Consider the following 15554-nt stretch of genomic DNA (forward strand, 5'->3'; position numbering starts at 1 on the left):
AGCTGCCGATCAGATGCCTTGCAAGAACCATTGCGCGCCAGCGATGCCGACCCTACTCTCGGCCCCCGCTACTACCCAAACAATAATAAAAACGGTTTTCGCCATGCAGAAGAACCTCAGCCTTGAGACGTTCAGTGACCTGATCGGCAATCTCTACCAGGGGCCCATGGAAAACATTCCATGGGCCACCTTCCTCAACCAGCTCAACCTCCATCTGAACAGCAAATACGTGACCTTTATCCTGCGCCCGCCCAGCGCCCAGGTGGATGGGCTGATGGTCAACACCACCGGCAGCTCCAGCGAGGTCACCACCTCCTACAACACTCACTTCTTCAGCCTCGATCCGTTCGTCGACCTGCCCAACCGCCAGGTGGTGACCCTGGCGGAGTTCGTCTCCAACGACGACTGGTTGCAATCGGAGTTCTACCGCAACTTCCTGGAGCCGGTGGGGGTGTTCCATATCCTGGGCGCCGACATCAACACCAGTGAAGGCGCCCAGTGTCGCCTGCGCATCAGCCGCGGACGCGACGACCAGCCATTCGACCAGCAGGAAAAGGAGCTGCTGGCGCAGTTCGTGCCGCACCTGGAACGCTCGATCAAGATGCACATGAAGCTCAACCGCATCGAAACCGAGCGCAATCTCTATGCTGGCGCCGTAGACCAGATGGCGGTCGGCACCATCATCCTCGACGAGACCGGCAAGGTGTTGCAGACCAACCAGGTGGCCGAGCGGCTGATCCAGGAAAAGGACGGCATCAAACTGGTCAACGACGGCCTGCAGGTCGGCACCGCCCGCGACACCCAGGAATTTCGCCGCCTGGTGAAACAGTCGCTGCTGTCGCATAAACGCAGCAACCCTTCGGTGGTCGAGGCGCTGCGGGTGCAACGGCCCTCGGGGCGCGCCGACCTGGGCATCATCGTACGCTCGGTACCGCTCTCTGCCTGGAGCGAAGGCAAGCGCTGCCCCACGGTAGTGATCTTCATCAGTGACCCGGAGCAGCAGTCCTGCGCGCCCCAGGAGATCGTCCGGGTGCTGTTCGACTTCACGCCGGCCGAAACCCAACTGGCCATGCTCCTGGCCAACGGCCTGACCCTGGACGAAGCCTCCCAGGAGCTGGGCATCAGCCGCAACACCTCCCGCGCCCACCTGCGCTCGACCTTCTCCAAGACCGGAGTCACCCGCCAGACCATGCTGGTGCGCCTGATCCTGCGCAGTGTGGCCGCCTTGGGCTGAGCGCCCGAAGAAGGTTCGCCGGCTGACGCTGCACCACTCGGCTCGCGTCCCGCCGGCTAGTCCAATCGGACGAGGCCGGACCCAGGGCTACGACATAAGGTCGACCTACAAGAACAACACCGCCGTGGAGGCTCGCCATGCGCAAATCCACCCTTTGCCTGCTGCTGTTCATCATCATCGGCACCAGTGCCGGCGCCTATCAGGTCTTCAAGAAACCGGCCTACCGTGCCGCCAGCATGCTCAGCCAGTGCGCCGCCAATCCCTGCTATCCGCCCCAGGTACGCGGCCTGCTGCCCTGAACCCCCGGTGTGGGCGTCCAGGGTGCGCCCTGTGCATCAGGTGGGCAGTACGCCACGGGCCCGGGACAGAGTCAGCGCCAGGTCTTCGATCATGTCTTCCTGGCCACCGACGGTGCCGCGCCGGCCCAGCTCCACCAACAGCTCGCGGGCCGAGATGCCGTACTTGCGCTCGGCACGCTTGGCGAACAGCAAAAACGAGCTGTAGACCCCGGCGTACCCCAGCGTCAGCGCATCACGGTCGAGCCGGATCGGCTGGTCGAGCATGGGCACCACCCGGTCCTCGGCGACATCCATGATCGCGTACAGATCCACCCCGCTGCTGACACCCATGCGCTCCAGCACCGCCACAAACACCTCCAACGGCGTATTGCCCGCCCCGGCACCGAGCCCCGCCACCGAACCATCGATGCGCGCCGCCCCGGCCTCGATCGCCGCCAGGGAGTTGGCGATCGCCAGGCCCAGGTTGTGGTGGCCGTGGAAACCGACCTCGGTCCCGGGGTTGAGCCCCTGGCGCAGCACGCCGATCTTCTCGCTGACTTCATCGGGCAGCATGTAGCCCGCCGAGTCGGTGCAGTAGATGCAGTTGGCGCCGTAGCTCTGCATCAGTTGCGCCTGCTGCAGGAGTTTCTCGGCGCTGAGCATGTGCGCCATCATCAGGAACCCCACCGTATCCAGGCCCATCTTCGCCGCCATGCCGATGTGCTGGCTGGAGACATCGGCCTCGGTGCAGTGGGTCGCCACCCGCACCGTGCTCACCCCGTGCTCGTGGGCCATGCGCAAGTGGTCGAGGGTACCGATGCCCGGCAGCAGCAGTGCCGAGACCCTGGCCTGTCTGAGCTGCGGAATCACCGCGGCGAAATACTCCTCGTCGCTGTGAGCCGGCAGGCCATAGTTCAGCGACGCGCCGCCAAGGCCGTCGCCGTGGGTGATCTCGATCAGCGGCACCCCCGCCGCGTCGAGCCCGGTGGCCACCGAGATCATCTGTTCCAGGCTGATCTGGTGGCGCTTGGCGTGCATGCCGTCACGCAGGCTCATGTCGTGCAGAACAACGCTTCTACCTTGCAGATTCATGGCAATTCTCCGGTCAACGAACAGGCAGTTGCAGGGCGCCCCGGTGGGCTTCTTCGGCAAACATCTCGGCGGTGCGCAAGCCGGCGGCGGTCATGATGTCGAGGTTGCCGGCGGACTTGGGAAGGAAATCCCCCAGCCCCTCGACCTCGATGTAGATGCTCACTTGGTTGCCGTCGAACACCGGGCCGTTGATCAGCTTGTAGCCCGGCACATAGCGCTGCACTTCCTTGACCATGCGCAGCACCGAGGCGCGGATCGCCGCCTGGTCGGGCTCCTGGTCGGTCAGGCAGTGAATGGTGTCGCGCATCATCAGTGCAGGTTCGGCCGGGTTGATGACGATGATCGCCTTGCCGCGCCGGGCACCACCGATGCGCTGCACAGCCTCGGCGGTGGTGCGAGTGAATTCGTCGATGTTCTGCCGGGTGCCCGGGCCCACCGAGGCCGAAGACACGGTGGCGACAATCTCGCCGTAGCTGACCGGCTGCACCTGGGCCACCGCGGCCACCATGGGGATGGTCGCCTGGCCGCCACAGGTGACCATGTTGACGTTCAGCGCCAGGCTCTGGGCGTGTTGCTGCAGGTTCACCGGCGGCACGCAGAACGGGCCGATGGCCGCCGGGGTCAAGTCAATCATGATCACCCCCAGGGCATTGAGCTGGCGGCTGTTCTCGGCGTGGACATAGGCCGAGGTGGCGTCGAAGGCGATGCGAATATCGTCGTCCAGGACATGAGGCAGCAAACCGGCCACCCCGTCCGAGGTGGTCTTGATGCCCAGCTCCCGGGCGCGTTCGAGGCCCACGGACTGCGGGTCGACACCCACCATCCACACCGGTTCGATCCATTCTGAGCGGCACATCTTGAGCAACAGGTCGGTACCGATATTGCCCGGGCCGATAATGGCCGCCTTGAGTTTCTTGCTCATTCACATACCCCCTTGGGTCAGGCGCAGAACGACACCCGGGCACTGCCCAGGCCATCGATGGTCAAGGAAAAGTGATCGCCGGCCCGGGCCGGCTCCAGGGGCACCAGGGACCCGGAGAGAATGATTTCCCCGGCCTTGAAGGCAATCCCGAAAGCGCCCAGGGTGTTGGCCAGCCAGGCCACCGCGGTCAGGGGGTTGCCCTGCACCGCCGAACCCAGCCCCTGGCTGATCAGGCAGCGGTTCTTGAACACCTGCATGCGCAGGTTGGGCAGGTCCAGGTGGTGTGGGTCGGCCCGCTCCTCCCCGAGCACGAAAACCCCGCAGGAAGCGTTGTCGGCCACGGTGTCCTGGATGCAGATGCGCCAGTCGTGAATCCGCGAATCGACGATTTCAAAGCACGGCGCCACCCATTCGGTGGCGGCCAGCACCTGGGCCTCGGTGACGCCGGGGCCCAGCAGGTCGTGCTTGAGCTTGAAGGCGATCTCGCCCTCGGCCCGGGGCTGGATCAGGCGGTTGCCCGACAGGGAAATGCTCGCGCCGTCGGCAAATGCCATGCCCTGGGTGATAAAGCCGAAATCCGGCTGGTGCACGCCGAGCATCTGTTGCACCGCCGCCGAGGTCACGCCGATCTTCTTGCCGACGATACGGTCGCCGTCCGCCACCCGCCGCTGGATGCCGTACAACGAGATCTGGTAGGCGTCCTCGATGCTGATGGCCGGCCAGCGTTCAGTCAGCGGTGCTAAGGTCCGGCCCTGGCGCAGGGCCTGGTACAGCTCTTCGCCGTACTGCTGTTGCAGAGTCTGGCTCATGGCTGCGGCTCTGCAAGAAAGTCCAGGCACTGGCGGTTGAACAGCTGGCGGTATTCGACCATCACCCAGTGCCCGCATTCGCTGAGCAGCAGCATGCGGATCTGCCGGCAATGCTCCATCAACGTCTGCGCCCCGGAGGCCGGGCAGAACTGATCGTTGACGCCCCAGAAACCGAGGATCGGACAACTCAGCTCGGCCAGGCGCGCCGTCAGGTTCGGCACCTGCATGGTGGACAGCACCTCCTGGGGTTGCTCCTGCACCACCGCGACCCGCTCGGCGACCGTTTCGTCGCTGATCAGGCTCGGGTCGAACAGTTGCAGGCTCAGCAGGCGACGCATGCCGGCGGCGTCCCGCAACTCCCCCTGGGCAAACGCTGCGGCCATCTGCTGGATACCGGCCATGCGCAGGTAGTACTGCTCCTTGTCCATCAACCCACCGGGGGCCATCAGCACCAGGCGGCTGACCCGCCGTGGCTGGTCCAGCGCCAGTTGCAGGGCAATCGCGCCACCCAGGGAGTTGCCGATCAGCACGCAGCGGCCAATGTCCAGAGCATCGAGCAGGCCGCTCAGGGCCTCGACGAAAAAGTCCAGGGTGTACTGGGCCAGCGGTTTGTCCGAGGCGCCGTAGCCCGGCAGGTCGGGAACGATGCAGCGATAGCCGGCGGCGGCGAACGCCGGGTAGTTGCCCTTGAAGTTGCTATGGCCGCTGGCACCCGGGCCGCTACCGTGGATGAACACCACCGGATCGCCGCTGCCCATGTCCTGGTAATGCAGTTGCATACCGTTGGGCAGCGTCACTGTCCGCCCCTGTGCTGAAGCCTTCATCTCCGGTCCTCCGGCCTGTTGTAGTGGGCCGATTGTGGGCAGCCCACGGGCCTGCAACATCGTCCGACAGGACTAGCCCACCTAGTCCCTTTGGACGTTGGAGGGCCAGGGCACGCGCTCTAGGATCAACGCCTCGACAACAGCCCAGAACGAGGCAGGCATGCACGATCCGATGGATTTCAAGGGCCGCGTGGTGCTGGTCACCGGCGGTGGCAAGGGCGTTGGGCGCGGCATCAGCCAGCGCTTTCTGGACTGTGGCGCCACGGTGCTGATCTGCGGGCGCCAGGCTCCGGAGCAGGTGCCCGCCTGCGCCGCACGCAAGGCCCTGTTCATCACCTGCGACCTGCGACAGGCAGAGCAGTCCCAGGCGCTGATCGACCAGGTGCTGGAGCGCTGTGGCCGGCTCGATGTGCTGGTCAACAATGCCGGGGGCGCGCCTCATGCCGAAGCCGCCAGCGCCTCGCCGCGCTTCAGCGAGGCGATCATCCGCCTCAACCTGCTGGCACCATTGAACCTCTGCCAGCAGGCCAATCGGGTGATGCAGGCCCAGGCCGAAGGCGGCTGCATCATCAATATCGCCAGTGTCAGCGCCAGTCGCCCCTCCCCCGGCACCGCCGCCTACGGCGCAGCCAAGGCGGGGCTGCTGAGCCTGACTCGTTCACTGGCGGTGGAGTGGGCCCCCAAGGTGCGCCTCAACAGCCTCAGCGCCGGGTTGATTCTCACCGAGCAGGCAGCCTTGCACTATGGCGACGCCGCCGGCCTGGCACGGGTCGCCGCCGGCATTCCCCTGCAACGCCTGGCCCGCCCCGAAGACATCGGGGATGCCTGCCTGTACCTGGCCTCGCCCCTGGCCCGCTATGTCAGCGGCAGCGATCTGCTGGTGCATGGCGGCGGCGAGCGGCCGGCCTTTCTCGATGCGGCCCAGGCCCGGGCCTGAACCCTGTATGCCAAACGCTGCCGCCGCTGGCGGCAGATCGCTCAACGTTTCCAGGAGGCATCAATGTCCGCAATTGCCAGCCACAGTGTCCTGCTCAACCTCGACAGCGCCGCTGCCTGGGCCATCCTGCGCGATCTGCGCCTGGCCCCGCATTATGTTCCAGGGCTGACCGGCTGCCGCCTGCACCCGGGGCCGGAACAGCAGGTGGGCGCCAGCCGCCGGGTATTTCGCAAAGGCGGGCAATGGCTGGATGAAAGCGTGGTGCAGTGGCAGGAGGGCCAGGGCTTTGTCCTGCGCCTGCACCGGGAACAGGCCGGTGCGCCCTTTCCCTTTCGCCAGGCATGCTTCCACTATCAGTTGCTGGGTGACGGGCCCGCGACCCGGGTCATCACCAGCCTGCATTACCAGATGCACGGCGGCCGCCTGGTGGAACGCTTGCTGGGCAAAGCCATGAACCAGGTAGTGAGGCAGATCGCCGAGAACCTCAAGGCGTTCTACGAGACCGGACGCACCCAGAATCCGGACTTCAAGTAGCAGGTTGCGGCGAGGCAGGCACACGGCGCCCCGCCGCCCTGGCCTTCAGCCCTGCGGCTGGATGTTGACGGGGCCCCAGTACGCCTTCATCGAGCGGATCAGGCCCTGCTCGTCGAACTCCATGACATCGATCACCTGCAACGAGCAGGGCTCGCCCTGCCAGAGCATATCGACGCGAAAAGCCATTGCCCCGCAGCCATTGAGGGTGGCCCGCACCGGGCCGGTGAGAGTCGCCGCGACCTTGATCTGGCCCAGCCCCTGGCGATAGAAGTCGCCAATGGCAGCCAGGCCGCGCAACGCTGGCTGGCCCACCGGGTCTTCCACCACGGCGTCCTCGGCGTAGAGCGCGACAATCGCCTCGATGTCGCCGGCATCCACCTTTTGCACGTAGCCGGCCATGATCGCCTGGATTCGTTCGCTACTGATCATTACTGCCTCCTAGACCACTTCGAACAGGGCGGCGGCCCCCATGCCGCCACCAATGCACATGCTGACCACCACATAACGCACGCCACGGCGCTGGCCCTCGATCAGGGCGTGACCCACCATGCGCGCCCCGGACATGCCAAACGGGTGCCCCAGGGCAATGGCGCCGCCGTTGACGTTCAGGCGCTCCATGGGAATGCCCAGGGTGTCGCGGCAATGCAGTACCTGGCAGGCAAAGGCCTCGTTCAACTCCCACAGGCCGATGTGATCCACCGTCAGGCCGTGACGCTTGAGCAACTTGGGAATCGCGTAGATCGGGCCAATGCCCATTTCATCGGCGTGGCAGCCGGCCACCGCCAACCCCCGGTAGATACCCAGGGGCTCCAGCCCGCGGCGTTCGGCCATCCGCGCACTCATCAGCACCGAGGCCGAAGCGCCGTCGGACAACTGCGAAGCGTTACCGGCGGTGATGAAGCTTCCGGGCCCGGACCACTCGCCACCGCCCCACACCGGCTCCAGGGCGCTGAGGCTGGCCAGGCTGGTGTCGCTGCGATTGCACTCGTCACGCTGCAGGGTCAGGGTTTCGTAACGGGTTTCGCCGCTGGCCTTGTCGAAGATCGCCTTGCGGCTGCTCATCGGCGCCAGCTCCCGATCGAAACGCCCGGCCTCCTGGGCACGGGCGGTGCGCAGTTGGCTCTCCAGGCTGTAGGCATCCTGGGCCTGGCGCGAAATACCGTAGCGTTGGGCGACGATCTCGGCGGTTTCAATCATCGGGATATAGGCTCGCGGGTCTTGCTCGATCACCGCCACGCTCTGATTGCGGTAGGTGTTCTTGTGGCTGTTCTGCACCAGGGAAATCGACTCCAGGCCACCGGCCACGGCAATCTCGATTTCATCGCAGATGATGCCCTTGGCCGCTGTGGCGATGCTCATCAGCCCCGAGCCGCACTGGCGATCCAGAGCCATCCCGGCCACTGTCGCGGGCAGGCCGGCGGCCATGGCGCACAGGCGTCCCAGGTTGTAGCCCTGAGTGCCTTGCTGGGCGGCGGCGCCCATCAATACATCATCCACTTCACCGGGCTCGACCCCGGCGCGGCGCAGCGCTTCGCGCACCACATGGCCACCCATGCGCGGTGCCTCGGTGTCGTTGAAGGCACCGCGAAAGGCCTTGCCGATCGGTGTGCGAGCGGTGGAAACGATGACGGCTTGGTTCATGCTCTGATCCTCGAATAGACAACTGGCCGGTTCAGGCCGGGTAGTAACGACTGATGGTGTCGACCACGCAGCCAGGACGTTCCTGGCCCTGGATCTCGACGCTGACCCGCAGGGTCGCCTGGACCCCGCCCTTGACCTGCTCCACGGCCACCAGCCGGGCACTGCCGCGCACCCGCGAGCCGACGCTGATCACCGCGGGGAAGCGCACCCGATCGCAACCGTAGTTGACCCCCATCGCCAGCCCGCGGACTTCGACGATTTGCGGCAGGAACAGGTTGACCAGGGCCAGGCTCAGGTAGCCATGTGCAATGCAGGCACCAAAAGGCCCGCTGGCGGCCCGCACCGGATCGACGTGAATCCATTGGTGATCGCCGGTGGCATCGGCGAACAGGTCAATGCGCCCCTGCTCCAGCAGCAGCCAGTCACTGACGCCCAACTCCTCGCCGACGGCATCGGCCAGGGCAGCGGGCGTGGCAAAGATCCGCGGCATGTTCAGGCCCTCTGGCTGGAGACCGAGAGCACTTCCCCGGTCATGTAGGAGCTGTAGTCGCTGGCCAGGAACATCATCACGTTGGCCACTTCCCAGACCTCGGCGGCGCGGCCGAAAGCTTCACCGGCGGCCAGGTGCTCAAGCACCGCCGCCGGTGCGCTGCGGCGCAGGAAGTCGTGCATGGCAATGCTCGGGCTGACGGCGTTGATACGAATCCCGTGTTCGGCCGCTTCCAGCGCCGCGCAGCGGGTCAGGGCCATGACCCCGGCCTTGGCCGCGGCGTAGTGGGACTGTTCTTTCTGGGCCCGCCACCCCAGCACCGATGCGTTGTTTACGATGACCCCGGCACCACGGCGGATCATCCCCGGGAGGATCGCCCGGGTCATGCGCATGGTCCCGGTGAGGGTCACATCCAGCACCCGCTGCCACTCCGCGTCGGGCATGTCCAGCAAGCGTCGCGAGCCGCCAAGGCCGGCGTTGTTGATCAGCACGTCGACCCCGCCCAGTTCGCGCTCGCCGCAGGCCACCAGATGCTGGACCTGGGCTTGGTCGGCAACGTCGCACAACTCGCCGTGCACCGCCTCAAGCCCGGTGGCCTGGCGAATGCCCGCCACTGCCTCGGCCAGCCGCCCCGGATGAATGTCACTGAGCATCAGCGCCCGACAGCCCTCCTCCGCCGCCCGCAACGCCGCGGCATAGCCGATGCCGGCACCGGCGGCCGCGGTGATCAGCACCGACTTGCCCCGCAGCAGGCCGTGGCCCTTTACATATTCAGGAACCGCCATGAACACACTCCTCGATCAAGAACCCGCGCGCGGTTCCCGGGGCATGCCCAGGGCGCGCTCGGCGATGATGTTGCGCTGGATTTCATTGCTGCCGCCGTAAAGCATGTCGGCACGGGAGAACAGGAACAGCGCTTGCTCGGGACTTAGTGCATAAGGCGCTCCCGGTAGCAGTTCGGCGTCGGCGCCGAGCACGTCCATCGCCAGTTTGCCGAGGCGCGCATGCCAGGTGGACCAGAACAGTTTGTAGATGCTGGCCTCGCGGCTCAGGCTGCCGTCCTGAGGGCCGCTGAGCATGCGCAGCGAGTTGTAGCGCATGGTCCGCAGGCCGCACCAGGCCTCGGCCAGGCGCTGGCGCAGCAACGGATCGCGGGCCGCGCCATTGCCGCGGGCAATATCGATGATCCGCTGCAATTCGTTGTGGAACTGCATCTGCTGCCCCAGGGTGGAAACCCCGCGCTCGAAACCCAGCAGAGCCATGGCGATCTTCCAGCCCTCGCCCGGACGGCCGACGATGTTCTGGGCTGCGGTGCGGGCGTCATCGAAAAACACCTCGTTGAACTCCGAGGTGCCGGTCATCTGTTCGATGGGGCGTACCAGCACGCCGGGCTGAGCCATGGGCACCAGCAGGAACGACAACCCTTGATGGCCGACGCTGCCGGCTTCGGTGCGGGCCAGAACAAAGCACCAATCCGCTTCGTGAGCCAGGGAGGTCCAGACCTTTTGCCCCTTGATCAACCAGTCGCCGCTCGCCGGGTCCTGGCTGGCCCGAGTCTTGACGTTGGCCAGATCGGAGCCGGCATCGGGCTCTGAATAGCCCTGGCACCAGAACGTTGTGCCATTGCGGATACCCGGCAACAGGCGGCGCTGCTGTTCTTCGTTACCGAAGGCGGCGATGGTCGGCCCCGCCAGGCCCTCGCCGATATGGCCCATGCGTCCGGGCCCTCCGGCGCGGGCATATTCTTCATGGAAGATCACCTGCCGGCTGATGGACAGGCCGCGCCCGCCATGCTCCGCGGCCCAGCCGACACAGGTCCAGCGCCCCTCGGCAAGGCGCCGCTCCCAGGCTTTGCGTGCCTCGGGAAAACTGTGTTCGTCCCCCGGACCGCCGCGAAAACGCAAGGCGGCAAACTCACCGCACAGGTTGGCCGCCAGCCACTGCGCCACCTCCTGGCGAAACGCCTCGTCCTCTTGGCTGAAACCGATCTTCATGACTGTTCCCCCAAAATCCGTGTGGCGATCTGTTCGCGGTGCAGCGCCGGTGAGCCAAGAAAGGCCTCGCTGGCCCGGGCACGCTTGAAGTACAGGTGCGGATCGTATTCCCAGGTGAAACCGACGCCGCCGTGCAACTGGATCGATTCGGCAGCGCACTGGTAATAACTTTCCGAGCACTGGGCCTTGGCCAGGGCCGCGGCCAATGGCAACTCCTCGGCCACCTTGGCGTCGCCTGCCGGGGCCAGCACCTCTTGCCCCACGCAAGCGGCGTAGTAGCCGGCCGAACGGGCACACTCCAGTTGCAGCATCAGGTCGGCGGCGCGGTGTTTGAGGGCCTGGAAGCTGGCGATCGGACGGCCAAACTGGCGACGCTCCTGCATGTAAGCCAAAGTCAGGTCGAGGACCTGCTGGGCACCACCGACCTGCTCTGCCGCCTGGGCAATGCAGGCCAGTTGCAAGACCCGTTCGAGTACCGGCCAGGCCGTGCCGTAGTCCCCCAGCAGGTGCTCTGCGGGCAGGTACAGCTGACGCAGCTCGATGCGCCCCAGGCGCCGGGTCTGGTCCAGGGTCGGCAGGCTCCGGCGCTGGATCGCCAGGTGCCCGACCTCCACCGCGAACAGGCTGATCCCGTCGGTGCCCACGCTGTGCGGGTGGCGCGCGGCAATGATCAACAGCTGCGCGCTGTGGCCATCGGGCACATGTTCGAGCACCCCATCGAGGAGGTAGCCATCGCCTTCGGCCAGCGCACTGACCTGAACCTGCCCAGCGCCCCAGCCATTACCGCTGCTGCTGGCCAGTGTCGCGGTGAGCGAACCTTCGGCGATCCGCGGCAGCCAGCGTTGCTTCTGCGCCGCCGAGGCTCCCAGAAGCAGGGCCGGAGTGGCCAGGCAGGCGGTGGCGAAGAATGGCGAGCACAACAGCCGGCGCCCCATCTGCTCCAGGAGGATCGCCAGCTCGACGAACCCCAGCCCCAGGCCGCCGTACTCTTCGGGAATATGAATTGCCGGCCAGCACAGGTCCCGGCACAGGCGCTGCCACAGCGCCGGGTCATATCCCAGCTCGCTGGCCATGGCCGCACGCACGGCGCCGCTGGTGGAAACGTCGGCGAGAAACTCCTCGGCCGACGCACGAATCATTTCCTGCTCGTCGCTGAATGCAAAGTCCATCGCTCACGCCTTGCTTGCTGAAGGTGGCGGGTGGCAACACCCGCGCCGCAAGCCACTATGGCGAGTCGCGCCCGAGGAATAATCGTCAGCCTTGCCTAGTCCGAATGGACGATGCGCGAACAGGCTATCCAGGCATGCCGGCTCATGACTTCGGTCCAGGCCAGGGCGGGAGATCGCCAGGCAAGGCCCTGCGGGCCTTTGCGCAGTTTCGCAGGCTCAGCAGCGGCTACAGGGCCAGGGCCGATCGGCGATTTTTGTAGCCGCTGCCGCAGGCTGCGAACGGCTACGCGCAGATGCGGCGATGCCAGGGATATTGTCAGGCCAGGGCTGGGCCGGGGCTTGGGGTGGCCGGCGCCTCAGGTGCGGCTGCGCAGCCATTGCAGGAAACCCTTCCTGGGCACTGGCTTGGGCGCAGCCTGGGACAGGGTCTGGGCCATGTGCCGGCGAAAATCCAGGAGGTTCTTCATGGCCTCGTTGATGTCGTGGCGCGCATCCAGGCAGGGCTTGAGGAACTCGTTGTCGATGCGGTAGAGGCTGCAGAAGGTCTTGGCCGCAAACTGCGCCACTGTGGCTTGATCGGCCACCACGCCGGCTTCGCCGATGACCTCCCCCGGTCCCATGCGCCCGGCCTCGAAGGGCTTGCCGTCGCGCTGCATGGTCACCGAAACCACCCCGGATTCGATGATGAACAGGTGATCGCTGACCTCGCCCTGGGCCAGGATGGTCTCGCCGGCACGGTAGGTCTGCAGGTGCATGTTCTGGCTGAAGGTGTCCTTCTCATCCTGGCGCAGGGTGGAAAAGATGCTCGAGGCGTCCAGCAGTGCCCGGGGCCGCGACAGGGTCGCCGCCTGGGCCGGCTCGGCGGCGGACAGCAGGCCGATGCCGCTGGCCTGCAAATGGCGGAAGGCCAGGTCGAACAGCTGGTTGCGCACCTCGCGCTTGTGCCCCATGTCGGCGACAAAACCGCTGATCTCGTATTCCGCGCCACTGCTGCTGGTGCTCTTCATCGCCACGCTGGCCGCCGGGGTGCTCAACAGCAGGCGGCAGCCCAGGGTGGCCCGTTCCAGGGCCTCGATGACTTTCTGCGGGCGCGCGTGGGGGCTGACCTGCACGCTCACCGACAGGCCATGAACATCCACCGGCCGGCTGAAGTTGGTGATCTTGGCCTTGGACGCCAGGGAGTTGGGGATCACCACCATGCTGCCCTGGGAGGTCTGCAGCCGGGTGGCGCGCCAGTCGATGTCCAGCACCCGCCCCTCGGTGCCGTCGATGGCGATCCAGTCATCGATCTGGTAGGGCTTGGTGGTGTTGAGGACGATCCCGGAAAACAGGTCGCTGAGGGTGCTTTGCAGCGCCAGGCCGACGATGATCGCCAAGGCCCCGGAGGTGGCCAGCACGCCCTTGACCGGCAGTTCCAGCACATAGGCCAGGGCGGCGATGATGGCGATGAGGAAGATCACCGCGCCCATCAGGTCCTGCAGCAGGCGCCCGGTATGCCCCACCCGCTGCATCATCAGGGTGCCCAGCAACACCGTCAGGGTCCGCGCGCCAAACAGCCACCAGCCAATTTCCAGGCCGGTGGCGGCCAGGTGCAGGGGCACGTCGTCGGGCCAGGGCGCGGCCTGCATCGGGTTCATGCCCTGGTTGAACAGCATCAGGCTGTAGAGGGAAAAGATCAGCACCCGTACCGCCAGCTTCCAGTAGTCGCCACGGCTGCCGATCAGGCGCCAGAGCAGCATATCCAGGAACAGCAGGAACAGCGCGGCCAACAACGGATGATCGCTGAACAGGGAAGACATCGAGGCACTCCGGCATGACGAAGACGGCACGATCGCACGAAAGACGCAGGAGCAGGTATAGCTGGAAAAGCCCGGGGCGTGCGCCCCGGGCCGGGATCGGGCGACGGGCGCAGGGCCCGCCGCGACTCAGGGATTACTGGCCCTGGGTCAGGGTGTTGTAGCTGGTCATCAGGTTGCGGTAGTCGGGGATGTGGTTGGAGAACAGGGTGCCCAGGCCTTCGATGTCGTTGCGCCAGTCGCGGTGCAGCTCGCAGGCCAGGCCGAACCAGGTCATCAACTGGGCGCCGGCATTGGACATGCGGTTCCAGGCCGAATCGCGAGTCAGGGCATTGAAGGTGCCGGAAGCGTCGGTAACCACGAACACTTCAAAGCCTTCTTCCAGGGCCGAGAGCGCCGGGAACGCCACGCATACTTCGGTAACCACGCCGGCGATGATCAGTTGCTTCTTGCCGGTGGCCTTGATCGCCTTGACGAAGTCCTCGTTGTCCCAGGCATTGATCTGGCCCGGGCGGGCGATGTACGGCGCATCGGGGAACAGCGCCTTGAGCTCCGGCACCAGCGGGCCGTTGGGGCCGGTTTCGAAACTGGTGGTGAGGATGGTCGGCAACTTGAAGTACTTGGCCAGGTCGGCCAGGGCCAGCACGTTGTTCTTGAAACGATCGGGCTCGATATCGCGGACCAGCGACAGCAGGCCGGCCTGGTGGTCTACCAGCAGAACGGCGGCGTTATCCTTGTCCAGACGCTTGTATGCAGTGGTCATGTGAAGTCCTCGCTAATGATCGATGCCGGAAGACCCGGCTTGGATGAAACCCGTGGCACGCTCCGCCGGGGTAACGGCGGGCGTCGGGGAGTAGCACGCGACTGACAAAGCCTGGTGACCGATGCCCGCCGCGCCAGTGCAACCGGTCAGTGACCGGTTGCGTCCATCTGGCCGAAGCGTCCCGATTGGAAATCGACGAAGGCCTGATGAATTTCTTCTTCGCTGTTCATCACGAACGGGCCGTGGCCGACGATGGGTTCGTCGATGGGCTCGCCGCTGAGCAACAGCACGATCGCGTCGTTGTTGGCCTCCAGGCTGATGTCCTGGCCGTCACGCTCCAGCAGCGCCAGCTGACCTTCGCGCACCAGCTCCTGGCCATTGACCTGCACCGTGCCGCGCAATACCACCAGGGCGCTGTTACGCCCCGAATGCAGAGGCAGGTCCAGGTGCTTGCCGGCTTGCAGGCGGATGTCCCAGACGTCGATCGGGGTGAAGGTCCGTGCAGGGCCCCGGTGGCCATCGAACTCGCCGGCGATCAGGCGCAGGCTGCCGGCATCGCCCGGCAGCGGGACCTGCGGGATGTCCGCCGCAACGATGGTCTGGTAACCGGGCGCCGCGAGCTTGTCCTTCGCCGGCAGGTTGACCCACAACTGGACCATTTCCAGGTTGCCGCCACGCCGGGCGAAGTCCGTGGAATGGAACTCCTCATGGAGGATCCCCGAGGCCGCGGTCATCCACTGCACATCGCCAGGGCCGATCTTGCCGCCGCTGCCGGTGGAATCCCGGTGTTCCACCTCGCCGTCATAGACGATGGTTACGGTTTCGAAACCGCGATGGGGGTGCTGGCCGACGCCGCGTCGGGCGCTGGTGGGGCTGAACTGCGCGGGGCCGGCGTGATCCAGCAGCAGGAACGGGCTGATGTGCTGGCCCAGGTTGTCGTAGGAAAACAGGGTACGGACCGGGAAGCCGTCACCGACCCAATGGGGCCGTGGACTGGTGTAGATGCCGATGATGTTTTTCATGTCGTCCTCCAGAACTATCTGATGGACACACCTTAAAACTCAGACCTTT

The 15554-nt window shown here is 65.8% G+C and carries 17 protein-coding genes; 4 read left to right on the forward strand and 13 right to left on the reverse strand.

Going from position 1 to position 15554, the window contains the following annotated elements; all coding sequences use genetic code 11:
* The first annotated feature begins 103 nt into the window (after positions 1-103).
* Together AC1RMG_RS21490 and AC1RMG_RS21495 are read left to right on the forward strand one after the other, a co-directional pair.
* A complete protein-coding gene (locus AC1RMG_RS21490; protein ID WP_368994727.1) occupies positions 104-1234 on the forward strand; it encodes a helix-turn-helix transcriptional regulator in 1131 nt (376 codons plus the stop codon).
* A 137-nt stretch (positions 1235-1371) separates the two neighbouring features.
* Positions 1372-1533 (forward strand): hypothetical protein, encoded by a 162-nt coding sequence (locus AC1RMG_RS21495; protein WP_176876786.1) that lies wholly within the window; start codon positions 1372-1374, stop codon positions 1531-1533.
* A gap of 36 nt (positions 1534-1569) precedes the next feature.
* Here the strand turns inward: AC1RMG_RS21495 and dmpG are convergent, their stop codons facing one another.
* Genes dmpG through AC1RMG_RS21515 form a run of 4 tightly spaced genes read right to left on the reverse strand, consistent with a single transcriptional unit; the run spans position 1570 to position 5159 of the window.
* On the reverse strand, positions 1570-2604 hold the full coding sequence (dmpG, locus tag AC1RMG_RS21500; RefSeq protein WP_072452537.1) for a 4-hydroxy-2-oxovalerate aldolase: 1035 nt from the start codon (positions 2602-2604) through the stop codon (positions 1570-1572).
* Positions 2605-2617: 13 nt separating this feature from the next.
* Positions 2618-3526, reverse strand: coding sequence for an acetaldehyde dehydrogenase (acetylating) (locus tag AC1RMG_RS21505; protein ID WP_493170194.1), 909 nt, complete (start codon positions 3524-3526; stop codon positions 2618-2620).
* Positions 3527-3543: 17 nt separating this feature from the next.
* A complete protein-coding gene (locus tag AC1RMG_RS21510; protein ID WP_493170196.1) occupies positions 3544-4335 on the reverse strand; it encodes a fumarylacetoacetate hydrolase family protein in 792 nt (263 codons plus the stop codon).
* Positions 4332-5159: an alpha/beta fold hydrolase gene (locus AC1RMG_RS21515; protein ID WP_370059415.1), complete on the reverse strand. Its 828-nt coding sequence runs from the start codon at positions 5157-5159 to the stop codon at positions 4332-4334. Before AC1RMG_RS21515 ends, AC1RMG_RS21510 begins: the two co-directional genes overlap by 4 nt.
* 160 nt (positions 5160-5319) lie before the next feature.
* Here AC1RMG_RS21515 and AC1RMG_RS21520 point away from each other — a divergent pair, with 160 nt between their 5' ends.
* Entirely contained in the window at positions 5320-6096 is a 777-nt protein-coding gene (locus AC1RMG_RS21520; RefSeq protein ID WP_123724927.1) for an SDR family oxidoreductase, read from the forward strand.
* A gap of 63 nt (positions 6097-6159) precedes the next feature.
* A complete protein-coding gene (locus tag AC1RMG_RS21525) occupies positions 6160-6630 on the forward strand; it encodes an SRPBCC family protein (RefSeq protein ID WP_262212545.1) in 471 nt (156 codons plus the stop codon).
* Between the two features lie 45 nt (positions 6631-6675).
* Here the strand turns inward: AC1RMG_RS21525 and AC1RMG_RS21530 are convergent, their stop codons facing one another.
* From AC1RMG_RS21530 to AC1RMG_RS21570, 9 genes are all read right to left on the reverse strand, one after another.
* The gene (locus AC1RMG_RS21530; RefSeq protein WP_072452523.1) at positions 6676-7059 is read right to left on the reverse strand and encodes a steroid Delta-isomerase; all 384 of its coding nucleotides are present in this window, start codon (positions 7057-7059) and stop codon (positions 6676-6678) included.
* 9 nt (positions 7060-7068) lie between these two features.
* The gene (locus AC1RMG_RS21535) at positions 7069-8271 is read right to left on the reverse strand and encodes an acetyl-CoA C-acyltransferase (protein ID WP_342402311.1); all 1203 of its coding nucleotides are present in this window, start codon (positions 8269-8271) and stop codon (positions 7069-7071) included.
* 31 nt (positions 8272-8302) lie between these two features.
* A complete protein-coding gene (locus tag AC1RMG_RS21540; protein ID WP_072452519.1) occupies positions 8303-8761 on the reverse strand; it encodes a MaoC family dehydratase in 459 nt (152 codons plus the stop codon).
* A gap of 2 nt (positions 8762-8763) precedes the next feature.
* Positions 8764-9546 (reverse strand): SDR family oxidoreductase, encoded by a 783-nt coding sequence (locus AC1RMG_RS21545; protein WP_493170199.1) that lies wholly within the window; start codon positions 9544-9546, stop codon positions 8764-8766.
* 15 nt (positions 9547-9561) lie between these two features.
* A complete protein-coding gene (locus AC1RMG_RS21550) occupies positions 9562-10755 on the reverse strand; it encodes an acyl-CoA dehydrogenase family protein (RefSeq protein ID WP_262212547.1) in 1194 nt (397 codons plus the stop codon).
* Positions 10752-11924: an acyl-CoA dehydrogenase family protein gene (locus AC1RMG_RS21555; protein ID WP_493170201.1), complete on the reverse strand. Its 1173-nt coding sequence runs from the start codon at positions 11922-11924 to the stop codon at positions 10752-10754. The genes AC1RMG_RS21550 and AC1RMG_RS21555 overlap by 4 nt, the downstream gene beginning before the upstream one ends.
* A gap of 356 nt (positions 11925-12280) precedes the next feature.
* Positions 12281-13723, reverse strand: a complete 1443-nt coding sequence (locus AC1RMG_RS21560) for a mechanosensitive ion channel family protein (protein ID WP_019094668.1) — start codon at positions 13721-13723, stop codon at positions 12281-12283.
* A 133-nt stretch (positions 13724-13856) separates the two neighbouring features.
* Entirely contained in the window at positions 13857-14483 is a 627-nt protein-coding gene (ycaC, locus tag AC1RMG_RS21565) for an isochorismate family cysteine hydrolase YcaC (protein ID WP_011062354.1), read from the reverse strand.
* Positions 14484-14629: 146 nt separating this feature from the next.
* Positions 14630-15505 (reverse strand): pirin family protein, encoded by an 876-nt coding sequence (locus AC1RMG_RS21570; protein WP_123472798.1) that lies wholly within the window; start codon positions 15503-15505, stop codon positions 14630-14632.
* Positions 15506-15554: the final 49 nt, after the last annotated feature.

This window comes from Pseudomonas sp. GW822-FHT04H02 (assembly GCF_058800645.1).